The sequence below is a fragment of the Caulobacter sp. 17J80-11 genome, from assembly GCF_014349105.1.
GTDB lineage: Bacteria > Pseudomonadota > Alphaproteobacteria > Caulobacterales > Caulobacteraceae > 17J80-11.
Genome location: NZ_JACSJI010000001.1, coordinates 377,120 through 400,494 on the forward strand (window position 1 = coordinate 377,120; position 23,375 = coordinate 400,494).

25 protein-coding genes are annotated in these 23,375 nt (G+C 70.6%); 16 read left to right on the forward strand and 9 right to left on the reverse strand.

Going from position 1 to position 23,375, the window contains the following annotated elements:
* Positions 1-30: 30 nt before the first annotated feature.
* Together H8B08_RS01955 and H8B08_RS01960 are read left to right on the forward strand one after the other, a co-directional pair.
* On the forward strand, positions 31-276 hold the full coding sequence (locus H8B08_RS01955; RefSeq protein ID WP_187448528.1) for a DUF1272 domain-containing protein: 246 nt from the start codon (positions 31-33) through the stop codon (positions 274-276).
* Positions 273-752: a GNAT family N-acetyltransferase gene (locus tag H8B08_RS01960; RefSeq protein ID WP_187448529.1), complete on the forward strand. Its 480-nt coding sequence runs from the start codon at positions 273-275 to the stop codon at positions 750-752. Before H8B08_RS01955 ends, H8B08_RS01960 begins: the two co-directional genes overlap by 4 nt.
* Here H8B08_RS01960 and H8B08_RS01965 read toward each other — a convergent pair.
* Positions 749-2,059 carry an amino acid permease gene (locus H8B08_RS01965; RefSeq protein WP_187448530.1) on the reverse strand — a complete coding sequence of 437 codons (1,311 nt, stop codon included), beginning with the start codon at positions 2,057-2,059 and terminating at the stop codon, positions 749-751. The two genes, H8B08_RS01960 and H8B08_RS01965, sit on opposite strands and share 4 nt — an antisense overlap.
* A gap of 18 nt (positions 2,060-2,077) precedes the next feature.
* Positions 2,078-3,139, reverse strand: a complete 1,062-nt coding sequence (locus H8B08_RS01970; protein WP_187448531.1) for an aromatic ring-hydroxylating dioxygenase subunit alpha — start codon at positions 3,137-3,139, stop codon at positions 2,078-2,080.
* Between the two features lie 141 nt (positions 3,140-3,280).
* Here H8B08_RS01970 and dnaG point away from each other — a divergent pair, with 141 nt between their 5' ends.
* Positions 3,281-5,152: a DNA primase gene (gene dnaG / locus H8B08_RS01975; RefSeq protein WP_187448532.1), complete on the forward strand. Its 1,872-nt coding sequence runs from the start codon at positions 3,281-3,283 to the stop codon at positions 5,150-5,152.
* Between the two features lie 69 nt (positions 5,153-5,221).
* Positions 5,222-7,153 carry an RNA polymerase sigma factor RpoD gene (rpoD, locus tag H8B08_RS01980; RefSeq protein WP_187448533.1) on the forward strand — a complete coding sequence of 644 codons (1,932 nt, stop codon included), beginning with the start codon at positions 5,222-5,224 and terminating at the stop codon, positions 7,151-7,153.
* Positions 7,154-7,207: 54 nt separating this feature from the next.
* Here rpoD and H8B08_RS01985 read toward each other — a convergent pair whose 3' ends face one another.
* The 3 genes from H8B08_RS01985 to H8B08_RS01995 are packed head-to-tail and all read right to left on the reverse strand — an operon-like array spanning position 7,208 to position 11,099.
* Positions 7,208-8,785: a HAMP domain-containing sensor histidine kinase gene (locus tag H8B08_RS01985; protein ID WP_187448534.1), complete on the reverse strand. Its 1,578-nt coding sequence runs from the start codon at positions 8,783-8,785 to the stop codon at positions 7,208-7,210.
* Positions 8,782-9,489, reverse strand: coding sequence for a response regulator transcription factor (locus H8B08_RS01990; RefSeq protein WP_187448627.1), 708 nt, complete (start codon positions 9,487-9,489; stop codon positions 8,782-8,784). The genes H8B08_RS01985 and H8B08_RS01990 overlap by 4 nt, the downstream gene beginning before the upstream one ends.
* 2 nt (positions 9,490-9,491) lie before the next feature.
* Positions 9,492-11,099, reverse strand: a complete 1,608-nt coding sequence (locus H8B08_RS01995) for a DUF4153 domain-containing protein (protein WP_187448535.1) — start codon at positions 11,097-11,099, stop codon at positions 9,492-9,494.
* Positions 11,100-11,448: 349 nt separating this feature from the next.
* Between H8B08_RS01995 and H8B08_RS02000 the strand changes: the two genes are divergently transcribed.
* On the forward strand, positions 11,449-12,081 hold the full coding sequence (locus tag H8B08_RS02000; RefSeq protein WP_255500615.1) for a M23 family metallopeptidase: 633 nt from the start codon (positions 11,449-11,451) through the stop codon (positions 12,079-12,081).
* A gap of 7 nt (positions 12,082-12,088) precedes the next feature.
* Here H8B08_RS02000 and H8B08_RS02005 read toward each other — a convergent pair whose 3' ends face one another.
* On the reverse strand, positions 12,089-12,844 hold the full coding sequence (locus H8B08_RS02005; protein WP_187448537.1) for a response regulator transcription factor: 756 nt from the start codon (positions 12,842-12,844) through the stop codon (positions 12,089-12,091).
* A 407-nt stretch (positions 12,845-13,251) separates the two neighbouring features.
* On the opposite strand from H8B08_RS02005, the gene H8B08_RS02010 reads away from it, so the two are divergent.
* The 8 genes from H8B08_RS02010 to H8B08_RS02045 all read left to right on the forward strand — a co-directional run bounded on the left by H8B08_RS02010 (position 13,252) and on the right by H8B08_RS02045 (position 19,236).
* Positions 13,252-13,533, forward strand: a complete 282-nt coding sequence (locus H8B08_RS02010) for a hypothetical protein (protein WP_187448538.1) — start codon at positions 13,252-13,254, stop codon at positions 13,531-13,533.
* Between the two features lie 99 nt (positions 13,534-13,632).
* Positions 13,633-13,920, forward strand: coding sequence for a hypothetical protein (locus tag H8B08_RS02015; protein ID WP_187448539.1), 288 nt, complete (start codon positions 13,633-13,635; stop codon positions 13,918-13,920).
* A gap of 82 nt (positions 13,921-14,002) precedes the next feature.
* Positions 14,003-14,296: a hypothetical protein gene (locus H8B08_RS02020; protein WP_187448540.1), complete on the forward strand. Its 294-nt coding sequence runs from the start codon at positions 14,003-14,005 to the stop codon at positions 14,294-14,296.
* 75 nt (positions 14,297-14,371) lie between these two features.
* Entirely contained in the window at positions 14,372-14,680 is a 309-nt protein-coding gene (locus H8B08_RS02025) for a hypothetical protein (protein WP_187448541.1), read from the forward strand.
* A 325-nt stretch (positions 14,681-15,005) separates the two neighbouring features.
* A complete protein-coding gene (locus H8B08_RS02030) occupies positions 15,006-15,365 on the forward strand; it encodes a hypothetical protein (protein WP_187448542.1) in 360 nt (119 codons plus the stop codon).
* Between the two features lie 76 nt (positions 15,366-15,441).
* Positions 15,442-16,092, forward strand: coding sequence for a C39 family peptidase (locus H8B08_RS02035; protein WP_222934248.1), 651 nt, complete (start codon positions 15,442-15,444; stop codon positions 16,090-16,092).
* A gap of 43 nt (positions 16,093-16,135) precedes the next feature.
* Positions 16,136-17,482 carry a transporter gene (locus H8B08_RS02040; protein WP_187448543.1) on the forward strand — a complete coding sequence of 449 codons (1,347 nt, stop codon included), beginning with the start codon at positions 16,136-16,138 and terminating at the stop codon, positions 17,480-17,482.
* A 113-nt stretch (positions 17,483-17,595) separates the two neighbouring features.
* Positions 17,596-19,236, forward strand: coding sequence for a M20/M25/M40 family metallo-hydrolase (locus H8B08_RS02045; protein WP_370545375.1), 1,641 nt, complete (start codon positions 17,596-17,598; stop codon positions 19,234-19,236).
* A 21-nt stretch (positions 19,237-19,257) separates the two neighbouring features.
* On the opposite strand, the gene H8B08_RS02050 is transcribed toward H8B08_RS02045, so the two are convergent.
* Entirely contained in the window at positions 19,258-19,872 is a 615-nt protein-coding gene (locus H8B08_RS02050) for a TIGR02466 family protein (RefSeq protein ID WP_187448544.1), read from the reverse strand.
* A 48-nt stretch (positions 19,873-19,920) separates the two neighbouring features.
* The gene (locus H8B08_RS02055) at positions 19,921-20,145 is read right to left on the reverse strand and encodes a flagellar basal body rod C-terminal domain-containing protein (RefSeq protein ID WP_187448545.1); all 225 of its coding nucleotides are present in this window, start codon (positions 20,143-20,145) and stop codon (positions 19,921-19,923) included.
* Between the two features lie 158 nt (positions 20,146-20,303).
* Between H8B08_RS02055 and H8B08_RS02060 the strand changes: the two genes are divergently transcribed.
* Complete coding sequence (locus tag H8B08_RS02060; RefSeq protein ID WP_187448546.1) at positions 20,304-20,645, forward strand: hypothetical protein; 342 nt, start codon at positions 20,304-20,306, stop codon at positions 20,643-20,645.
* Positions 20,646-20,664: 19 nt separating this feature from the next.
* Here the strand turns inward: H8B08_RS02060 and H8B08_RS02065 are convergent, their stop codons facing one another.
* Complete coding sequence (locus H8B08_RS02065; protein WP_255500616.1) at positions 20,665-21,210, reverse strand: YbhB/YbcL family Raf kinase inhibitor-like protein; 546 nt, start codon at positions 21,208-21,210, stop codon at positions 20,665-20,667.
* Between the two features lie 263 nt (positions 21,211-21,473).
* On the opposite strand from H8B08_RS02065, the gene panD reads away from it, so the two are divergent.
* Together panD and H8B08_RS02075 are read left to right on the forward strand one after the other, a co-directional pair.
* On the forward strand, positions 21,474-21,830 hold the full coding sequence (gene panD, locus H8B08_RS02070) for an aspartate 1-decarboxylase (RefSeq protein ID WP_163262094.1): 357 nt from the start codon (positions 21,474-21,476) through the stop codon (positions 21,828-21,830).
* A gap of 59 nt (positions 21,831-21,889) precedes the next feature.
* Entirely contained in the window at positions 21,890-23,341 is a 1,452-nt protein-coding gene (locus H8B08_RS02075) for an amidohydrolase family protein (RefSeq protein WP_187448547.1), read from the forward strand.
* Positions 23,342-23,375: the final 34 nt, after the last annotated feature.

Consider the following 23,375-nt stretch of genomic DNA (forward strand, 5'->3'; position numbering starts at 1 on the left):
TCTTCACCGTCGTCTGGAGGCGCCCGGCCGATGCTTCAGTTGCGTCCCAATTGCGAGTGCTGCGATCGCGACCTGCCGCCCGCGGCGCAGGCCTTCATCTGCACCTTCGAGTGCACGTTCTGCACCGACTGCACCAACCGGCGCTTCGCCGGCGTCTGCCCGAACTGCGGCGGCGAACTGGTGCGCCGCCCGGTCCGCCCGGCCGCCGCGCTGGAGCGCTTCCCGGCTTCGACGGAACGGGTGACCAAGCCGCACGCGGGCTGTAAAGCCGGGTGATGCTCACCATCCGTCCGGCGCGCCCGTCCGACGCGCCCCTCGTCTTTCAGCTCGTGCGCGAGCTGGCCGACTACGAAAAGCTGCTGCACGAGGTCGTGGCCAGCGAGGCCGACGTCACCGCCGCCCTGTTCGCTGAGGGCGCGCGCGCCTTCTGCGATATCGCCGAGGTCGACGGCGAGCCGGCCGGCTTCGCCCTGTGGTTCAACAACTTCTCCACCTTCCGCGGCCGCCACGGGATCTATCTGGAGGATCTGTTCGTCCGTCCGGCCTTCCGCGGGCGGGGAATCGGCAAGGCGCTTCTGGCGGGCCTGGCCAAACGCTGCGTCGAGCAGGGCTATGCGCGGCTGGAATGGGCGGTGCTGGACTGGAACGCGCCGGCCATCGGCTTCTACGAGGGCCTGGGCGCGACCGTGCTGCCCGACTGGCGCGTGTGCCGCCTGACCGGGCCGGCCCTGGAGGCGCTGGGTCGGGGTTAGGCCGCCGCCGCCGCCCGCCGCCGCGTCAGGGCCGAGATCGCCCACAGCGGCGTGGTCGCCAGCAGCACGACCCCGGTGACCTTCAGCAGCTCGCGGTCCGACGACCAGATCGTCCAGATGGAGAACAGCGCGCCGGCGAGCGCCAGCAGGCGCGCGCCCAGCCGCGGCCCCGGGCGTTCGATCGCGCCGGCGAAGCGCACCAGGGCCAGGGCGCACAGGCCGTAGACCACCATGAACAGCACGGTGGAGACGTTGATCAGCACCTCGAACTGTTCGCCCAGGGTCGGCGAGGCGGACAGCACCGCCGCGCCGGTCATGAGCGCGCTGGTGACCAGGATGTCGCGCACCGGCGTGCGGTCCGGTTCGACTTCGCTGATCGCGCGCGGCAGGAAGCCTTCGGCGGCGGTGGCGCGGTTGGTCTCGGCCGCCACCAGGATCCAGCCGCCGAGCGTGCCGATCGCCTTGACCAGGGCGCAGACCGCCACCGCCGCGCCGACAGTCGGGCCGGCCAGGCGGGTGACCGCGTCGGCGAAGGGCGCGGTCGAGGTCGCCAGTTCGCCGGCCGGGATGATGCCCATGATGGCCACGGTCGCGGCCATGTAGACCACGGCGGCCAGGCCGACGCCGCCCAGCGCCGCGATGGGGATGTCGCGCTGCGGGTCGCGCACCGCCGCGGCGGCGACGTTGGCGCTTTCGAAGCCGAGGAAGGCCCAGAACACCGTCACGACCGAGGGGGGGATTGTCTCGGCCAGCGGCTTGCCCGAGGGATTCCACGAGCCGGTGAACACGTGCGGGTCGAAGTCGATCACGCCCAGCACGATCACCGCCAGAATGGGCAGCAGGCCGATCAGCAGGGTCAGGCCCGACAGGCGCGCCACCAGGCGCGGGCCCAGCAGGTTGGCCCCGGCCAGCAGCCAGATCGCCCCGATCGCCGCGGCGGTGGTCGGGACCGGGCCCTTCAGGCCGGGCACGAACACGGCCAGATAGCCGACTACGGCCAGCGCGATGGCGACGTTGCCGACCCAGCTCGACACCCAGTAGGCCATGGACGAGGCGAAGCCGAACGGCCGGCCGAGGCCGTCGCCGGCGTAGGTGGCGATGCCGTTCAGCGTCGGGCGCAGCATGGCCAGCAGCGCGAACGCCCCGGCCAGCACCAGGCCGCCGGCGGTGGCCGCCAGCCACGACAGCACGCTGGACGAGCCCACCGAGGCCAGGGTGGCCGGCAGCAGGTAGACGCCGGAGCCGATCATATTGCCCGCCACCAGCAGGGCGGCCAGGAACGGCCCGATCTTCTTGGTCGTAGTCATGCCGCCCCCCGGCGCGCTCTACTCAGCCACCAGGCAGCCGCCCTCGGCGAAGCCCGGCTCGGGTTCTTCAGCCCGTCTATGCGGCCGCGCGTGCGCCTCGGCCACCTGGGCCTGGAACCAGGCCACGGCGTTTTCCTGGCGCGGCGACAAGGCGCCGAACTCGTAGACGCCGGCGTCGAGGTTCTGCTGCACCTTCTCGCAGATCCAGGCGTCCTCGGCCGTCAGCCGGTCCGAGGCGGCCAGGGTGTCGTCCATCGGCTCGTCCGCGTGGTGCAGGTAGAGGTAGTCCAGCCGGGTGCGGCCGAAGCCGTCCGGGCGCATGTGCTCGATCATCAGCCCGCGCCGGTAGACGTTCACCGCCAGGTTCGGCCAGACCCAGGCCCACAGGCCCTCCTGGGTGCTGCCCTCGGCCGAGGGCACCTCGTGCACGGCGATCCGGCCGTCCATGCGCACCTGGTAGGCGCCGCAGTCGACCTCGGCCGCCAGGGTCGGGTGCACGGCGCTGATGTGATAGCCCTCGAGATAGTTCTCGACGTAGACCTTCCAGTTGCAGCCCAGGCTGTGGCTGCGGCGCAGGGTGGCGGTCGGGATCTCGATCTCGCGCTCGCGCCACAGGGTCTCGAGCGGCTGAAGCGTATCCATCAGCGGCGCGGCGTCGGCGTCCAGGTTCACGAACACGAAGCCGCGCCAGGTCTCCACCCGGATCGGGAACAGCGGGAAGTTGCGCGGGTCGAAGCCCTCGGCCGCGCCGAACCCGACCGCGCTGCGCAGCCGCCCGTCCAGGGTGTAGCGCCAGCCGTGGTAGCGGCAGACGAACTCGCCCTCGCACTTGCCGGCGGTCTCGCCGACCAGCGGGCCGGCGCGATGGCGGCAGACGTTGTGGAAGCCGTTCAGCGCCCCGTCCTTGCCGCGCACGACCACGACCGGAAAGCCGGCGATCGAATCGGCCAGGTAGTCGCCCGGCTCGCCCAGGTCGCGCTCCAGCCCGAGGAACTGCCAGCTTTTCGCGAACACGCCGTGGCGTTCGCGCTCGAAGGCGGAGGGACTGCGATAGAGCTCGGCGCGGGCGGTGATCAGCATGCGCGATGTTCCGCACGCCTGCGGACGCGGGTCAACGTGGACAAACTGCGCCGTGGGCGTATGAACTTGGTGGAGATGTCGGGGGGACGTGCGAAACTCGATCGCATTGCGCTCGCGGTCCGCATCGTGGATTGAGCGCCGGTGCGATTCGACGACCGCTTCCTCGACGAGCTGAAGGCCCGCCTCCGTCCCTCGGAGGTGATCGGCCGCAGCGTGAAGCTCAAGCGCCAGGGGCGCGAGTGGGTGGGCCTGAGCCCCTTCACCAAGGAAAAGTCGCCGTCGTTCTACGTCAACGACGACAAGGGTTTTTACCACGACTTCTCGTCGGGCAAGCACGGCGACGTGATCTCCTTCCTGCAGGAGACCGAGCGGCTCAGCTTCCGCGAGGCGATCGAGCGGCTGGCGGCCGAGGCCGGCCTGCAGCTGCCGGCGGAGGATCCGCGCGCGGCCGAGATGGAGCACAAGCGCCAGGGCCTGCAGGATTGGCTGGAGCTGGCCGCCAAGTGGTTCGAGGCCGAGCTGAGGCGCCCGGGCGCCGCGGACGCGCGCGCCTACCTGGCGAAGCGCGGTCTGCCGGAGGACCAGTGGGGCCGCTTCCGCCTGGGCTACGCGCCGGCTGGGCGCACGGCGCTCAAGGACGTGCTGGTCCAGCGCGGGGCCAAGCCGGCCGAGCTGGTCGAGGCGGGCCTGCTGATCTCGCCCGAAGGCGGCGGCCAGCCTTACGACCGCTTCCGCGACCGCATCATCTTTCCGATCGTGGACGGGCGCGGGCGGGTGATCTCGTTCGGCGGCCGGGCCATGAACCCGGACGACAAGGCCAAGTACCTGAACGGCCCGGAGACCTCGCTCTTCCACAAGGGGCGCAACCTCTACGGCCTGCCCGAGGCGCGGAAGATCCTGGGCTCCGGCGCGGACGACGCGGCCCCGGTGGTGGTCGAAGGCTACATGGACGTGATCGCCTGCCAGCGCGCGGGCGTGGCGGCCGTGGCCGCCATGGGCACGGCCCTGACCGAAGAGCAGATGGAGCTGCTCTGGCGGATCCACTCCGAGCCGGTGCTCTGCTTCGACGGCGACAAGGCCGGCCTGCGCGCCGCCTTCCGCTCGATCGACCGGGCCCTGCCGCAGCTGAAGGCGGGCCGCTCGTTCCGCTTCTGCCTGCTGTCCGGCGGCCAGGACCCCGACGACCTGCTGCGCGACAAGGGCGCGCTGGCGCTCCGCGACCAGCTGTCCGACACCAAGCCGTTCGTCGAGGTGCTGTTCCAGCGCGAACGCGACGCCGAGCCGCTGGACACGCCCGAGCGCCGGGCCGGACTGAAGAGCCGCCTGCGCGCCGTCGCCGCGGCCATTCAGGACAAGGACCTTTCGGAGCAGTACCGCAACGACCTGTTCACCCGTTTCGACGGCCTGTTTCCCCGCGACGTTTCGTCCGGGGCGGCGCCGGCCGGCCGGGGCCGCGGCGAGTGGCGGCGCGGCGGCGCGCCGGCCCTGTCCGGGGCTACCGAAGGCGGGCGCCGCGCGGCCAATTCCCTGGCGCAGACCCTGGACGCCACGGCCGCCGCCGTGGCCCAGGGCGCCATCGACGATCCGGCCCGTCTGGACGAGCGGCTGGAGGAGATCGAGGCCTGCGGCTTCGGCGATCCGGCGCTGGACGGATTGGCGAAGGAAATCATCCGACTGCGGCTGCAGGCCGATACCCTTGACAGAGACGCTCTTACTCGCCATCTGGCCAAATCGGGACTCGGTGCGTTGTTACGCGAGGTCGAAAGGGCGGCCCTGAAATCGGGCGCGCCGTTCCTGGCCCCGGAAAAGACGCTCGCCGACGCGCGAGGCCTGTGGTCGCAAGCGTTCGACGCTCTTTCGCGGTTGTCTGCGTTGGAGCGCGCTTTGGCGTCTGGGAAAACGGAGGACCTGTTCGGTTCCGATCCCGAGGCGTTCAAGCGATTGAAAGCCGAACGCGACGCGCTCAGGCGGGCGATCAAGACGGGAACGATTTGGGCGGACGACGGGTCGTAACCCGACGCGGCGCCGATTTTGGATTTGGTGTTTGCCGAACCCCGGGGGGCGGGTCGGCCGGAGACGCGAATGACCAATCAGGTGGAAACGCAAGAGGCCGAAGTTTCGTCTGACGGGCCTCTGCTGGACCTGACCGACGCTGGGGTCAAGAAGTTCATCAAGCAGGCCAAGGCCCGCGGCTACGTCACGATGGACGAGCTGAACAAGGTCCTGCCGTCCGAAGAGTTCAGCTCCGAGCAGATCGAGGACACCCTCGCCATGCTCTCGGAGATGGGCATCAACGTCATCGAGGCCGAGGAGGCCGCCGAGGAAGGCGGCGAGGTGGCGGTTCGCGAAGAAACCGCCGTCGTGGCCGAGACCGAGTCCAAGCCGACCTACGACCGCACCGACGACCCCGTGCGCATGTACCTGCGCGAGATGGGCTCGGTGGAGCTGCTGTCGCGCGAGGGCGAAATCGCCATCGCCAAGCGCATCGAGGCCGGCCGCGACACCATGATCCGCGGTCTGTGCGAGAGCGCGCTGACCTTCGAAGCCATCATGGTCTGGCGCGACGAACTCGCCGCCGGCCGCATCCTGCTGCGCGAGATCATCGACCTGGAAGGCACCTACGGCGGCCAGGGCGGCCCGCCGACCGGCGAGGAAGGCGAGGAAGAGGAAGTCGAGGCGGAAGCCGCCCCGGCTGAAGCTCCGGCCGAGCCGGAAGGCGAGGGCGAAGAGGACTTCGACGACGGCGCCGGCCCGACCGTCTCGGCCATGGAGGCCGAGCTGCGCGAAGGCGTGATGGCGACGCTCGACCTGATCGCCGCCGACTTCGAAGGCTTCCGCAAGCTGCAGGAGAAGCTGGTCTCGGCCCGCCTGCGCGGCGAGGACCTGTCGGCCGCCGACCGCAAGGCCTACGAGGCGGCCAACGCCGCCATCTCCGGCCGCCTGAAGACGGTGAAGCTGAACAACGCCCGTATCGAGGCGCTGGTCGAGCAGCTGTACGCCATCAACCGCAAGCTCATGCAGCTGGAAGGCCGCCTGCTGCGCCTGGCCGACAGCTACGGCATCTCGCGCACGGAATTCCTGAAGGCCTACTTCGGCTCGGAGCTGGATCCGACCTGGGCGACGCGTGTCCGCGACATGGGCGTGCGCTGGACCAAGTTCGCCGACAACGAGTCCCAGCAGATCGCCGACATCCGCGGCGACGTCGCCACCCTGGCGACCGACGCGGGCGTGCCGATCGACGACTATCGCCGCATCGTCCAGACGGTGCAGAAGGGCGAGCGCGAGGCCCGTCAGGCCAAGAAGGAAATGGTCGAGGCCAACCTGCGCCTCGTGATCTCCATCGCCAAGAAGTACACCAACCGCGGCCTGCAGTTCCTGGACCTGATCCAGGAGGGCAACATCGGCCTGATGAAGGCGGTCGACAAGTTCGAGTACCGCCGCGGCTACAAGTTCTCGACCTACGCCACCTGGTGGATCCGTCAGGCGATCACCCGCTCGATCGCCGACCAGGCCCGCACCATCCGCATCCCGGTGCACATGATCGAGACGATCAACAAGATCGTCCGGACCTCGCGCCAGATGCTGCACGAGATCGGCCGCGAGCCGACCCCGGAAGAGCTGGCCGAAAAGCTGGCCATGCCGCTGGAGAAGGTGCGCAAGGTCCTGAAGATCGCCAAGGAGCCGATCTCGCTCGAGACCCCGATCGGCGACGAAGAGGACAGCCACCTCGGCGACTTCATCGAGGACAAGAACGCGGTCCTGCCGATCGACGCGGCCATCCAGTCGAACCTGCGCGAGACCACCACCCGCGTGCTGGCGTCGCTGACGCCGCGCGAGGAGCGAGTCCTGCGCATGCGCTTCGGCATCGGCATGAACACCGACCACACCCTGGAAGAAGTCGGCCAGCAGTTCTCGGTCACCCGCGAACGCATTCGCCAGATCGAGGCCAAGGCCCTGCGCAAGCTAAAGCACCCGTCGCGGTCGCGGAAGCTGCGCAGCTTCCTGGACAGCTGATCGGTCCTTCCGGACTGGAATTGAAAGGCGCCGGTCGAAAGGCCGGCGCCTTTTTCATTGCGCGCGGGGGAGGGTCGCCTCGAAGCGGGCGCCGGCCTGTGAGGCGACCAGTTCCAGCCGCCCGTGGCTGGCGGCGAGCAGGGAGCGGGCGACGGCCAGGCCCATGCCGGTGCCGCCTTCGGCCCGGCGGCTGGTGAAGAAGGGCTCGAACAGCCGCGGCCGGTCGGCTTGCGGCACGCCTGGGCCGTCGTCGGCGACCCACAGGACCAGGGCCTCGGGCGTGGCGCGCGCGGCGATGACGGCGCGGCCGGCGCCGGCCTGGCGGCTGTTCTCCAGCAGGGCGGTCAGCACCGCCTCGATGGTGGCTTCCGGAACCGAGACCCGCGGAGCCGGCTCGGCCAGCTCGACCGTCACGGCGAAGCCGCCGACGGTCAGGGCGTCGGCCACGCGGCGCACCGGCGGGGCCACGTCGATGGAGACGCCCGCCTCGGGCCGGGCCATGTCGGCGCGGGCCAGGTCCAGCAGGCGGCCGACCAGCTGCGACAACCGCGCGGCGTCGGCCGATATGGCCGACAGGAAGCGGCGGCGCTCCGCCTCGCTCATGTCGGCGTGGTGGTCTTCCAGCAGCTCGGTGGCGCCACGGATGCCGGCGAGCGGGGTCTTGAACTCGTGGCTCACGGCCGCCGCGAAGTCGCGCAGATAGCGCGAGCGGCGGGCGATCGCCTCGCCCATGACGGCGAAGTCCTCGTAGAGGGTGCGGATCTCCACCGCAGCGGTCTGCGGCGTCGGCGGGATGGCGCCGTGGCCGTGGGCGACCTCGCGGGCGGCCGCGCTCAAGGCCTCGATCGGGCGGGTGACGCCGCGCGAAACCAGGCCCGACAACACCACCAGCAGGCCGAAGATCGCGCCCACGCCCAGCATGATCTTGCCGCGGTCCTGGTAGATCCCCCGGAACAGCGCGCGCGGCGAGCGCGACAGCAGCAGCGCGCCCACCACCTGGTCGCCGACCCGCACCGGACGGGCGTGGTGGATCCGAAGCGCCGAGGCGCGGCTCAGCCACTCGAAGGAATAGCGCGGCCGGTAGGCCCCGTTGCGACGCAGCACGGTCTCCGGCGCGCCGCCCAGCGCCGCGCGCACCTCCGGCAGGACGGCGTAGTCGCCGCCTGTGTCCGCTCCCAGCACCACGCGGCCGCTGCGGTCGACCAGCACGATCGAGGCCAGGGTGGTGCGGCTGGTGGCGCGGATCAGCGGGGCCAGCGCGGCCGCAGCGACCGCCGCGTCGGGATCGGCCGGGGTGAGGGCGGGCGCGGCGCGCGGCCGCTCGGGCAGCACCGGCGTGGCGCTGAGGTCGATGCTGGGCGGCTCGGGCCGGTAGTCGGCGGGCTGCAGCGGCGGGAGCTGCGGGGCGGCGGGCGCGCCCGGCCAGGCGGCTTCGGCCGCCGCCGCCAGGGCCGCGCCCTGGGCGACCAGCTCGGCCTCGGTCTGGCGCACCAGGGTGTTCTCGTACACCCGCAGGAAGATCGCGCTGACCCCAGGCAGGGCGGCGGTGAAGATCAGCACCGCCAGCACGATGGTGCGCAGGCGCAAGGACGGCCAACGGCTGCGGACAAAGGCCTTGAAACGCCCGATCACGCGCGCGCGCCGGTGCAGGCCCCCAGCTGGTAGCCGACCCCGGCGCGGGTCTCGATCACGTCGTGGCCGCCGACGCTGGCGAACTTGCCGCGCAGGTTGCGCACGTGGCTGTCGATGGTGCGGTCGGTCACCGCGAAGCCCGGGCCGTGCAGGCGGCTGATCAGGTGGTCGCGGGTGAACACCTTGCCCGGCGCGCCAGCCAGCGCGCGCAGTATGCCGAATTCGGTGACGGTCAGCGTCACCTCCGTCCCCTCCCAGCGGGCGCGCCAGCCGTCCGGGTCGAGGCTGAGGCGCCCGCGCGCGACCGCGCCCTCCGAGGCGGGTTCGCGCGGCGCCGAGCGGCGCAGGACGGCCTGCACGCGGGCCACCACTTCGCGCGGGCTGAACGGCTTGACCACGTAGTCGTCGGCCCCGAGCTCGATGCCCAGCACCCGGTCGATCTCGTCGTCGCGCGAGGACAGGAACAGGATCGGCAGCTCGCCCTGGGCGCGCAGCCGCCGGCAGACCTCCAGCCCGTCCATGCGTGGCATGTTGATGTCGAGCACCACCAGGTCGGGGGCGTGGGCCGCCACCGCCGCCAGCGCCGCCTCGCCGTCGGCGGCCTCACGGACCTCCAGCCCGGCCTTGGCGAGGGCGAAGCCGAGCAGCTGGCGGATGTGCGGGTCGTCGTCGACGACCAGGATGGAGCGGGACATGGCGCGCATGATCACGGCTGAGCTTCCGAGGTCAACGGGGCCGGCGAGACCGCGGTTTCCGGCGCGTCGACCAGCTCGCGCGGGCCGTAGTATTCGCGCGCCGACGAGGCGGGCGTGGTCGGCGCGGCGACGGCGACCGGCTCGGGCGCCCCGTCGCAGAGCATGCGGCTGGGAGCCGGCGCGTCGCCGACCAGGGCGCGGGCCGCCGCCAGCCGGCGGGCGTCGCGCCAGGTCCACTCGCGCCAGTCCGCCTGGCGGGCCTCGACCCGCCGCTGGACGGCGCCGCGCACCGCCGTCACCCGGGCCTTGAAGCCGGGCTCGCCGGGGCGGGTCTCCAATTGGGCCAGGGCGGTCAGGGCCCCGCCGTCCAGCTGGTTCAGGTAGCAGAAGTCGAGCTGCGTCCCCCGTCCGCCGGCTTCCCGGGCGTTGCGGACGTTCCAGTGCGCGGCCACCGCACCGAGGTCGACCACGCTCACGCTCGCCAGCGCAAGGGCGGCGGTAAGGGCGTTGGCGTTGATGAGCCAGGCCCCGCTCTTGCCGCGCAGCAGCCGCCAGCAGATCAGCGCCAGGCCCACGGCCACCAGCACCATCCAGACCAGGGCGGCGAGCCGCAGGCGGGTCAGGGAGTAGGCCTCCACATAGTCCAGGGTGCGCAGGATGCTGGAGGCGACCAGGAACATGTTCTGCACCACCCACAGCACCACCAGACGCCGGCACAGCGGGTTCGCCGCGGTGTCGGAACTGGGGCGCAGCGCGACCAGCACGAACAGGCCGGCCAGCAGGGCGGTGGCGATCAGCGGATAGGCGCCGCGGTGGGCGTACTCGGCCAGGGTCACGCCCTCGGGCAGGCCCGCGCCGCTCCACAGGAAAGCCAGGTCGAGGCCGTTCTGAACGGCGAACAGGGCGTTGAAGAGGATCAGTGACAGGGCGACGGAGGCGACCGTCACGCCCGGCAGCGGCCCCGGCGCGCCGCCGCCGGGCAGCGGCAGCAGCCTGCGCTTCGAACGCGGCCGCAGGGTCGCCCAGACCGCGACGCCCACGCTCGCCCAGAAGATCCAGCGCAGCAGGTCCGGCGAGGGCAGGCGCACGCGGCCCAGCAGGTCGGCGATGATCGGGTTGGCGGCGGCGAACAGGGTCAGGAACACCGCTCCGCCGACCAGCGGCAGGGCCAGCACGCCGAGCAGCGCCGTCGGACGGGGGGCCCGCCGACCGCTCAGGCGCTCGACCCGGCGCAGCCGGCCGAGGTCGCCCAGCGGAGCCCAGATCCCGGCGAACGCCTGAACAATCAACCGCTGCGCCCAGCGCCAGACGTCGTCGAAGCGGCCGGTGCGCGGCAGTAGGGCGGCGGCGCCGAGTGCGATCCCGAACAGGCTCCAGGCCACCAGGCCCGGACGGTCGATCAGGACCAGCGCGAACAGGGCGGCGATCGCCAGGGCGAACAGGGCGCGGCGATCGCGACGGACCGCGGGGCGGGCGAGGGCGAGGGTCAGGGTCCAGGCCAGGGCGAAGACGCCCAGCGCCGAGCCGAAGCCGTGGCCGTAGAGGAGCTGGTCGGCGAGGGTCGCCAGGGCGGCGGCGGCGAGCGGCTTGCGCCAGAAGGTCAGGGGAGGGGCTGACATGGAGGCTCCGTGAACTGTGGAGCCTGATTGCCGCGCGCCGGTGGAGGCCGATGCGTCCCCCGGCGCCGGGCGCGAGGGCTTTGCGTGCAGATTCCGTGCAGGCGGCCGGTGCGGCGGACGGACGCACCGGGGCCCGTACGCCCCTGATTATCTAGGTCCTCAGCCGGTCTGCGCGCGCGGCGGACAACGTGTCGCATCGGTATCCGATGCCGATGTTCGCATATCACCGGTGTCCGCAGGTCATCGGGCGCTCAACGCGCTCCGGCGCGGGCCTTTTGATCCGATCGCATTTCGCACCGAGGTAATTCTGCTCATGCATGTCTTTTCGCGCCGTCTGCTGAAGTTCGCGATGCTGGCGGGTGTCGCCACCGGACTGTGGCACGCCGGCGCGCAGGCGCGCGTGGTCACCGGGGGCGCCGATCGCATCGATCTGACCGCGTCGGTCCTGCCGGCTTCTGCCGGCGCCTTCGAGGCGCCGCTGCTGGTGCCTCGCCTGGTCTGGGAAGGCGCCGACGTCGACGGCGACGGCCAGGCCGACTTCGTCAATCCCACCGGCGAAGCCCCGCGCGACCACGACGCCTACGGCTCGGGACAGTTCGGCGCCTCGCGCGACGGCGGCGGGCGCGAGCACGCCGGCGTCGACTACCGGGCTCACGGCGGCCAGGACGTGCGCGCGCCGATGTCGGGCTATGTCAGCAAGATCGGCTACGTCTACGAGGACAGCCGCAACCTGCGCTTCGTCGAGATCACCAACCCGGCCCTGCACTACGTCACGCGCGTGATGTACGTCGACGCCGCCGTGGTCGAGGGCCAGGCCGTGCACGCCGGCCAGAACATCGGCGCCGCGCACAGCCTGCAGGACCGCTATCCCGGCATCACCGACCACGTCCACCTGGAGGTGTCGCGCCTGGGCGGTCACAAGATGGACGCCGCCCGGCTGATCACCGCGCGCCTCGAGGTCCCGGCCGACTCCGCGGCCTGACCGCGCGTCAGCCCAGGTTGGCCAGATAGACCGCCTCGGTGCGGTTGGTGGCGCCCAGTTGCTTGAGGATGTTGCGCACGTGGACCTTCACCGTGCTCTCCTGCATTCCCAGCTCGAAGGCGATCACCTTGTTCGACTTTCCCTGCCGGATGCGGACCAGTACGTCCGACTGACGCGGAGTCAGGGCCGGGTGCGCGGGGTCCGCCGGCCCGGTCGCCGCCGGCGACGCCTGCGGCTCGCCTGACGGCGCGTCGACCGCGTCGGCGGGGACGAACACCTCGCCGGCGCTGATCCGGCGCAGCACCCGGCACAGCTCGTCCGGACTGACGTCGTGCGACAGGCATCCCCGCACCCCCAGGCGCAAGGCGCTCAGCACGTCGCCGGGCGAGTGCCGGTTGGCCAGCAGCACGATCGAGGCGTCGGGCAGGGCGGCGGTGATGGTGGGCAGATCCCGGACGAGCGCGGCCGCGTCCTTGGCCTCGCGGCCGGCGTGCAGCAGGACCAGGTCCACAGGCCCGGTCGCGCGGGCCTGCTCCGGGGCGCTGGCCGCCACCACGGAAAACTCGTCGGCGTGCTCGGCCAGGGCCAGGCTCAAACACTCCCGGGTCAGCGGGGAAGGGTCGATCAGAAGCACCGACAACGGGCGGCCGACGGCGGGCGGCGCAGGCACGGCCGGCGCGGCGGGAGCGCCCGGTTTCGATCTCAACGGCGGAAGCGCGCCGAGCGCGTGCATGTCGCGATGGTCCGTGGTCGTCAGAGGCATTTAGCTCTCCCTGTTCGTGGCTCGAACACAGAGCTCGTCCGGGGTTCGCGTGGTGCTGTCGTGTGGGTCCCCGCCCCGAGGGGTGTGTGACGGTCGCCGTCTCTCGCGTCGCCGACCGCGCTCAGAGACCGAGTGGACGGGTCTATTGTTCCGACCCGAACGTCGAGAGGCGTACCGAATAGGTGGTAGTAGCGCGGTAGTTGTCTTGGCGGTATCCGGCTTGTCAGGTTGCCGTGTGCCTGAAGCTATACTTACCTTTCTCACCTAGCGTCGTACCAACAGCGGTGTAAGCCGAATTCTAGTCTGTCGAGTGCAGGCTCGATCTGGGATTGATTGCGGCGGCCGGGACGACCTCCTGCTCACCGGGTGGCCCGGCCTTGGCTCAATCGAACCAAATGGAGTTTGTCATGAAGAAGCTGTTCGCCATCGCCGCCGCCACCGCTCTGCTGGGCGCCACCGCCGGTTCCGCCCTCGCGGCTGATCGTCTGGCCGACACCCAAATGGATACGGTCAGCGCCGGCTTCCTGAACAACAATCAGACCAACGTCGCCGTGGTTTCGAACCTGCAGGCGCTGGAAGTGAAGAACTACGCCTCCAAGGGCGGCGAAGTGTACAGCGGCGTGAAGGCCAACCAGAACACCTACATCTCGCAGACGAACTGCAAGTTCACCGCGTTCACGCACTGCTGAGCCGGACCTTACCCGCCCGCCCCGCCGACGGGGCGGGCGGATCGGCCGGCGCCTGAACGGGCGCCGGTCGCTCCATTCTCTCGCTAAAGGACCGGACAGATGACCAAACTGCTCCTGGCCGCGGCCTCGGCCACGGCCGTTGTGATGGCCGGCACGGCCGCGCTCGCCGCGCCGGCCACCGGCGCCGAACCGATGCGTCTGGACGAAACGCAAATGGACGGCGTCAGCGCCGGCGCCGTCAACTTGAACATCGCAGTCGCCGTTCCGACCCAGGTGATCGTGCCGACGGCCGTCGCCGTGAATGTCGGCAGCGGAACCGCCAGCGCCGGCAATATCGTAAACGCGGTGCAGGTCGCCGCGATCCGGCAGAAGATCAACTGGAACTGACCCAGGTCGCGACCTGAACGGTCCCGTCTTCGCCGCCGGCGGAGGCGGGACACGCTTAGCTGCGCGCCGAGGAGATGTGGCTATGAAGCTGCGTATTGGTTTGGCCGGCCTCGCCGCCGGCTTCTTCGCCTGCGCCGTCTCGGCGGCGGAGGCGCGCCCGACGGTGCTGGCCGACAGCGATCTGGACCGGACCACGGCGGGGGCGTTCGACGACGCGTTCGGCGATCGGCTGTCCATCGACCTGTCCGGGTTCGGGCAAGGCGACTTCACGGGCGGCGGCACGACCATCGTGAACAGCTATGACGTCTCGTCTGACGGGTCGTCCGTGGTCGAAAGCCACGTCGCAATCACCACCCACTATTCAATCGACAACTGAACCGGTTCGGCGGGGCGGCCTGCCGGTCCAGCGGACGGGCGGGAGTGGCCCGCACGAGCCGCTGGAGATCACGAAATGAAGCATTCCGCTCACTTGCTGGCCGGGGTTGTGGCCGGCGCGGTCCTGGGCTCGGCGGCCGTCGCCGCGGCCGAGCCCGTAGTCCTGTCCCCGTCAGCCATGGACGAGGCCACCGCCGGCGCGCGTCCGGACGTCCTCGCGCGGCTGGCGGCCGTCAGGGCGCGCGTCGAGCAACTGCGGGCGAAGCTCGGCGGCAAGTGGCACTGGACGCCGACGACGACCATCACCTCGTCGAACGACGGCAAGAGCAACAACGTGAAGATCGTTCGGAGCGTCAGCCAGGTCAGCGTGACCCGCGGCGACTGACGGGCGCTGGGCGGCGAGCCGCCGGCCGTCGTCCCGGCCGACCGTGGCCGGCGGCCGGCGCTGTTCCGCAGCGTTGGCGAGATTTAGGGATACCGAATATGGCGTAATCGTTCGCGAAGCTTCGTACGGCTCGCAGAGGTGCGATCATCGATAGAGATCAACGCGTTCTGCGTGTGGGGCGGGCGTGTTCCCTACCCAAACGGTCGTACGCCGAATTCTAGTCTGTCTCTCCATCGGGGTTACGGGAATACATCCCGGCCGCCGGGCGTCTCGTCTTGCACGCGACGAGGCCGCCTTTGCGCACAGCAACCCCAGGAGATCAGCTATGAAGAAGTTGCTCGCCATCGCGACTATCGCCGCGCTGTTTGGCGGCGGATCCGCCTTCGCCGCAGACTCCAGTCCGACGCGCCTGGACGACACGCAGATGGACAACCTCACCGCCGGCAAGAACGGCGGACAGTCGAACTTCGTGATCATCGCGCCGATTACCAACGTCGACCTCAACAACATCGCGATCGGCGACGGGGCCACGGCCATTTCGACCGTGGTGATCAACAACATCATCTACGTGGTCCAGGTGAACCTGGCCGGCGGCGGCAACGGCAAAGGCAACGCTTTCGGCCAACTGAAGAAGCTCGGCCTGACGGTCAACCCGAACCTGGTCGGCAAGTCGGGGAAGGGCTAATCGCCGAGGCCGACGGCGGCCCGCCCGGCCGAACGCCGGCGGGCCGCTGGACCCGGAGGTCGTCATGAAGCCCCTCATGCGAAATCTGATCTACTCGGCCGGCGCGCTTGTCGCCGCCGCGCTCGCCGCTGAGGCGCACGCCGCCGAGCCGGTGCGCTCGATGCTTGAGATCCGGCAGGACAAGGTCGTCGTCCAGAAGTTCGACCTCAGCTGCGGCGCCGCCGCCCTGGCCACCATCCTGAACTACCAGCACGGCGATCACGTCACCGAGAAGGAGATCGCGCGGGGGCTGATCAGCCGGAAGGAATATATCGCCCATCCGGAACTGGTGAGAATCCGCGAGGGATTCTCCATGCTCGACCTCAAGCGTTACGTCTCCAGCCGCGGCTATGAGGGCGTCGGCTTCGGCAAGCTCACCCTGCGCGACCTGATCACCTACGCGCCGATGATCACGCCGATGAATTTCATTGGATACAACCACTTCGTGGTGGTCACCGGCGTGCGCGACGGCACCGTCTATTTCGCCGACCCGGCGTTCGGCAATCGGACCATGCCGGCGGAGGCGTTCGAAAAGGCCTGGATCAACCACCCGAAGATGGGACGGGTCGGCTTCGTGGTGCGCCGCACCGACGGTCGCGAGCCCCCCAACCAATTGGGACCCTCCGAAACAATTCAGCTACCGCCGGAGTCCGTGTTGCGCATCGCGGTGTCGCCGTTGGCACGATAGCGCCCCGCATAACAAACTGCACAGCAGCCGAAGGGTCTTTAACATGGGGGACGCGCACTTGCCGGGCGAGCGCCGGCGCCGGCGCCGGCGCGCGTTGCGCAATTCCGTCGCCGCCGCCGCGGTCACCACCGCCCTCGCGCTCTCATTGTCGGCGGTGCCGACCCAGGCGCAGGCGCCGTCGCCATCCGCCGAGGAGCTGAAGCACCAGCTCGACGAGCGTGACGCGGTCATCGCCGACCTGCTGCGCCGGGTGGAGGCGCTGGAGCGCGCCGCCGGTCAGGCCCGGGCGCAGGGCACGCCCGGCGGCGTTGCAAACGTCGCCGCCGCTCCAGTCCCACCCGCTTCGTCGTCGTCGGCGGCCCAGGTCGCCCAGGCGGCGCCGGCGGCTCCGTCCCCGGCGGCCCCCGGCAACGTGGTCGCCGCAGCGGCGCCGGTCGCCGCGCCCCCGAACACGCAGCCCGGCGCGCCCGCTCCGCAGAACACCCAGACCGCGCAGGGCGGCACGCCGCCGCCTTCAGGCGCCCCAGGCCAGTTCGCCGTCGACGAAGAGGCGGCCGAACGGGCGCTGGAACGCACCCTGGTGGCGACCGGCGCGCTGCTGCTCCCGGCCAACTCGTTCGAGGTCCAGCCCAGCGTGCAGTACGGCTGGCTCGAAGCCGACGCGCCCGTCCTGGTCACCCAGGACGGCGTCGACGCGATCGGCCAGCAGCGGGTGCGCACCGAGGCCGTCCAGGCGGCGCTGGCCCTGCGCTACGGCCTGCCTTGGGAATCCCAGATCGAGTTCAACATCCCCTACAACTGGCGGGACGTCTCCACGGTCACGTCGACGGGCTTTTCGGACCTGCTGGAAAGCCGCCTCGACGGCGACGGCTGGGGCGACCTGGGCGTCGCGCTGAGCAAGGTGCTGATGCGCGAGAAGGGCCGCCGGCCCGACGTGATCGCGGCGCTCAACTGGAACACCACCACCGGCGAGACGGACGGGAATTTCCGCTTCGGCAGCGACTTCGACGAACTCGGCGTGTCGCTGACCGCGGTGAAGCGCGCCGACCCGTTGGTCTGGGTGGGCACGCTGTCCTACGAGAACACCTTCGAGGCGCACGACATCACGCCGGGCGACCAGATCGGCCTGTCGCTGGGCGCCGTGCTCGCGGTCACCCCGACCACGTCCTTGCGCTTCAACATCGACCAGAACTGGGTGTCGCAGACCAAGTTCAGGGGCAATGACGTGCCGGGCTCCGACACCACGGTCAGCACCCTCAACCTCGGAGCCTCGGCAGTGCTGACCAAGCGCGTCCTGCTGGACGTGCAGGTCGGGGTGGGCCTGACCGAAGCCGCGCCGGACTACACCTTCGGCATCGCCCTGCCGATCCGGTTCGACAGCCTGTTCTGAGCGCTTCTTTGTCGCTTGGTCGCGGTCGCGCTTGACCCCGGACGCGGCCAAGCCTGGTATCGCCGCCGGCAAGTCCGGGCGTACACCGGGCGGAGACAGGCGAGGGGGCGTTCGTGCGCGCGAAACAGATTTGGGCCGGTGCCACGGCTGCGGTGTTAGCTTCGGTGATCGGCGGCGCGGCCGTCGCGGCGGAGGCGCCGGGCGGATTCCAGCCGTCGGCCGACGTGTTCAAGGGCCACGTGACCTTCCTGGCCGACGACCGCATGCTTGGCCGCGAGACCGGCACGGCCGCCTACGACCTGGCGGCCACCTACGTGGCGGCCGAGTTCACCAAGCTGGGCCTGAAGCCGGCCGGCGACGCCGGCAGCTATTTGCAGCACGTCCCGCTCACCGCCTACCGCACGGCCGGGCAGGGCGAGATGACCCTGACCGGGGCGGACGGCAAGGCCGTGCGCCTGGTCTACGGCGACGACTACCTGCCCGGCGCTGATCCGCGCTCGGCCGAGGTCAAGCTGAGCGCGCCGGTGGTGTTCGCGGGCTACGGCGTGGTCGATCCCGGCCGGGGCCGCGACGACTTCGCCGGGCTCGACGTGAAAGGGAAGATCGTCGTCTTCCTGGAGGGAGCGCCCAACTCGTTCCAGACCGAGGAGCGTGCCTACTTCTCCAGCCTGAAGGTGAAGCGCGACGCTGCGGCCGCGCGCGGGGCGGTCGGCGTCGTCTTCCTGCCCACGGCGGAGGCGGAAAAGGTGCGCCCGTGGGCCAACCGCCGCTCGCACCAGGACAGCTGGTCGATGACCTGGCGCGACGCCGCGGGCCGCCCGGCGGTGCACGGCGGTGACGCGGCCCTGCTGGGCACGCTGAGCCTGGCCGGCGCCGCCAAGCTGTTCCAGGGCGCGCCCCAGACGCTCGACGCGATCTTCGCCGCCGCCGCCAAGCCCGAAGGCGCGCCGCCGCGCTTCGCGCTGAAGGCCAAACTGGCGGCCGACCTGAAGACCGAGACCCGCCCCGTCGAGAGCGAGAACGTCGTTGGCATGATCGAGGGCTCGGACCCGGTCCTGAAGAACGAGTACGTGGTGCTCTCCGCCCACCTCGACCACGTCGGCGTGCAGGTGCGGGCCGACGGCGGCGACGGCATCCACAATGGGGCGATGGACAACGCCACCGGCATCGCCTCCATGCTCGAGGCTGCCCGCGGCTTCATGGATGCGGGGTCCAAGCCGCGCCGCTCGGTGCTGTTCGTGGCCGTGACCGCCGAGGAAAAGGGCCTGATCGGCTCGGAGTACTTCGCCTCCAACCCGACCGTGCCGAAGTCGGCCATGGTCGCCGACGTGAACCTCGACATGCCGGTGCTGAACTACGCCTTCACCGACGTGGTGGCGTTCGGGGCCGAGCGTTCGTCCCTGGGCCCGACAGTGCAGCACGCCGTCGCCCGCGCCGGAGTCGGCCTGTCGCCCGACTTCATGCCGGAGCAGGGCCTGTTCACCCGTTCGGACCACTACCGCTTCGTCGAGCAGGGCGTGCCGTCGGTGTTCCTGATGACCGGCCCGGCCAACGGCGGCGAGGCGGCGATCAAGTCGTTCCTGAAGGAGCGCTACCACCGGCCCGGCGACGATCTGAACCAGCCCATCGACTGGCGGGCGGGCGCCCTGTTCGCCAAGGTGAACTACGAGATCGCCCGCGAACTGGCCGACACGCCCGAGCGCCCGCACTGGAACAAGGGCGACTTCTTCGGCGAGTTGTTCGGGAAGAAGTGATCCCTCGCCCGTGGGGGCGGATTATCGCCAGCCGTAGTTGAAGCTGACGCTGATCCGCTCCTGCTTGGCGGCGTTGGCAGGCACCTCGTGGCGCAGCCAGCTCTCCCACAAGATCACGTCGCCGGCGGCCGGCTGCAGATAGACGAACGGGCGCCGCTGCAGCGCCGCGTCGGCGCGGCGGGTGGGCGCGGCCATCATCATGGCCAGGCGCGGATCCTCCAGCTTCAGCGCGCTCGCCCCCTCCGGGACGTTCACATAGAAGGTGCCGGACACCACGCTGTGCGGGTGGATGTGGCCGCTGTGCGCGCCGCCGGGCTTGAGGATGTTGATCCACAGGCTGTCCAGCTTCAGCCGCCGGCCGCCGAGGTCCAGCTCAAGCGCCTGGGCGAAGCTGGCGACGTGCTTGTCCAGCTTGCGCCTCAGTTCGTCGAACACGCTGGCCCGCATCGGCAGGTCGTCCAGCGAGGCGTAGGAGGTGTAGCCGCGATAGCCGTGCTCGCGGCACCAGGCGCGCCCGGCGCGATCCTCCTCGGCGATGCCGAAGCAGGTCGCCTCCAGCTCGGCCAGGAAGGCCGGGTCCGGCGCGACCGCGGCGCGGTAGACTTCGGTGACGAAGAGGGTCTGCAGGGTCGACATGGCGCGCCGTTAGACGCGCGCCGGGCGGCTGTCAAAGCCGCTCGCAGCTCAGGCGATGATGTCGAGCAGGACGCCGGTCATCTCGTCCGCGGTCTTCATCGCCTGCACGTTGGCCTTCAGCGCCGCCTTGGCGCCGATCATCTCCACCGCCTCCTGGGCGAGGTCGACGTCGCCGCCCACAGACGAGCCCCAGCGGGCCGTGCGCTGGGCGCTGGCGTCGAAGCGGTTGATCGCGTTGGCGATTCCGGCGGCGGAGGCGGCGATGGCTTGCATGCGGAAAGCTCCTCGTCCCGCACCCTCGCGCGGCGGGGTTAAGCGCGTGCGTGCAAACGTGGTGAACGCACACGCCGGAGGTCGACGAACGCGGGCTTGTCGAACTGCTCTGCTGCGGCGACAGTTATCGCGGGGACGGGGAACTTCGGGAGAAACGTATGTTGAAGACAGTTCTCGCAGTCGGCCTCGCGGCCGCGTTCATGGGCGGGGGCGCCTACGCCGGCAGCCGTGACAGCCAGACCTACGTGTGCCTCAGCAACGGCCAGCGCGTCGGCGTCGTCTGCGACCGCGGCGGCATGTCCGGCGACGACGACATGTGCGTCTGTCCGGGCGACAGCGCCAAGGTGAAGGCGTCCTGGTGCGCTGAGGGCCAGACCCCGCCGGCCGAATCCGCGGCCCTGGACCGCGCCCGCAAGGCGGCCGCCCGCGACGGCTCGCTGATCGGCGACACCTTCGAGGGCAAGCCCATGTGCGTGAAGACGCAGTCGCGTCCGCGCTAAGGACCAGGTCCCGGCGCCGCTACTGCGGACGCTTCTGCTCGAAACGGCCGACCAGCTCGCCCTCGGCGAGGATGCGTCCCTTCATGGCGTTCATCAGGGTCTGCAGTTCGGCGTCGGGACCGATGTCCAGCTTTCCGTCCAGCGCGAACAGCTGGAAGTGATAGCGGTGCACGCCGTGCCCGGCCGGCGGGCGCGGCCCGAACCAGCCGGTCTCGCCGGCCCCGTTGACGCCCTGGATCATGCCCTGCGGCTGGCCGGGCTTCTCGGCCTTGGACAGGTTCTCCGGCAGCGAGGTGACGTCGCCGGGAATGTTCCAGGCGATCCAGTGCACGAAGGGCTCGGCGCGCGGCGCGTCCGGGTCTTCCACGATCAGGGCGTAGCTCTGGGCGCCCGGCGTTGCGGTCCAGGTCAGCGGCGGCGACCAGTTGTCGCCGTAGGCGCTGTTGCGCAGCGGGATCATGCCGTCGGGCGAGAAGGCCGGCGAGGTGACGCGGATCGCCGGCGCGTTCGGACGCGCGTCGAGGCGCAGGATGGCGATGGATTCGCCGGAGCTGTGTTCAGGCATGGCGTCCTTCCTGGTCGACGAATGGGCGCCCTCGTCCCGGCCGCAGCCCATTAGGCCGAGCGCGAGCGCGGCGAAGCAGGAGGTCAGCGGCTGACAGGGGCGGGGCACGGTCCCCTCAACCCGGTCCGGCCAGGGAAGTTTCCCCTTTTCGCGGGTGCGAACTTTGTTCGCGGTCGCGGAATATTGAAGCGGAACTCTTGCCTCGCTATATCACCGCTCGGTTCGCGGCGGGTGATCGCCGCTCAGGAAGCGTGAGGCCGCCCTTGCTGGTGACCATGATGAAGGCCAAGCTGCACCGCGCGACGGTGACCCAGGCCGATCTGGACTACGAAGGCTCGATCGCCATCGACCGTGACCTGCTCGACGCTTCGGGAATCTTCCCGCACGAGCAGGTGGACGTCCTGAACATCACCACCGGCGCGCGCTTCACCACCTACGCCATCGAGGCCCCGCGCGGCTCGAAGGTGATCGGCGTCAACGGCGCCGCGGCGCGCCTGGTCCAGAAGGGCGACAAGGTGATCGTCGTCACCTATTGCCAGATGGACGCCTCCGAAGCCCGCAACTACACGCCCGGCGTGGTGTTGCTGGACGAAGGCAACGTCGTCAAAAAGGCGGCCTGACCCCCTTAGGGGCGGCGGTCCGACTCGGGCCGGCCGGCGGGGGCGCCGGAGACGATTCCATGCGTAAGTTGGCGGGCGCTGCGGCCCTGACCCTGGTGCTGGCCGCGGCCGGCGGCGCTTGCGCGGCCGAGAAGGTCGATCTTCTGGTCCGCAAGGCCACGGTGGTCGACGTCGAGACCGGACGCCTGCTGCCCGACCGGCTCGTGGCCGTGCGCGACGGCACGGTGGTGGCGGTCGACGCCGACCGCCGGGCCAAGCGCTTCGACGCCGCCCGCGTGGTCGACGGCAAGGGCAAGTTCGTCATCCCCGGCCTGTGGGACATGCACGTCCACTTCGGCGGCGGCGAAGCCCTGATCGAGGAAAACAAGGACCTGCTGCCGCTCTATGTCGCCAACGGGGTGACCACCGTGCGCGACTGCGCGGGCGACCTCAGCGACAGCGTGCTGGCCTGGCGCGCGGCGGTGGCCAGCGGCGAGCTGCTCGGGCCGACCATCTTCACCTCCGGCCCGAAGCTGGAGGGAATCAACTCGATCTGGCCGGGCGACCTGGAGGTCGGCAGCGAGGCCGAGGTGCGCGCCGGTCTGGACAAGCTCCAGGCCATGCACGTCGACTTCGTGAAGATCACCGACAACACGCTGAAACCCGAGCTCTTCCTCTACGCCCTGGGCGAGGCCAAGGCGCGCGGGCTGAAGACCTCCGCGCACGTGCCGCTGTCCCTGACCATCGACCAGATCGAGGCCGCGGGCCTGGGCTCGATCGAGCACGTCGACTATGCGCTGAAGGCCGCTTCGCCCCAGGACGCCGAGATCTCGGCGGAGTACGCGGCGGGCAAGCTGACCTACACCCAGGCGCGCGACCGGCTGGTCGAAAGCTTCGATCCGGCGACCGCCGAGGTCGGCTTCCGCAAGCTGGCCGAGCACGGCGTGGCGATCACGCCGACGCTGAACGGCGGGCGGGTGATCGCCTACCTCGACCAGGAAGATCACGCCCGCGACCCCTACCTGCGCTACTTGGGTCCGGGCCTGAAGGCGACCTACGCCTGGCGGATCGAGCGGGCCGCCAAGGACGATGCGGCGGCGATCGCCGCGCGTCACCGCCGCGCCGAGCAGGACGCCAGCCTGCTGCCGTTGCTGCACAAGGCCGGGGTGATGCTGATGGCCGGCACCGACGCGGGCTTCCTGAACTCGTACAACTATCCGGGCGTGGGCCTGCACGACGAGCTGAAGCTGTTCGTCGACGCCGGCCTGACCCCGCTGCAGACCCTGCAGGCGGCCACGCTGGCCGGGCCGAAGTTCCTGGGCCAGACCGACCGCTACGGCGCGGTGGCGCCCGGCAAGGCCGCCGACCTGGTGATCCTGGACCGCGACCCGCTGAAGGACATCTCCGCCACGCGGGCGATCGACGGCGTGGTGCTGCACGGCGAGTACCTCGACCGCGCGGCCCTGGACGGCCTGATGCAAACGGCCGCCGACAAGGTGGCGGCGGCCGAGGCGAAGGCGGCTGTGAAGTGATCCTTCTCCCTCCCCTTCATGGGGAGGGAGACCT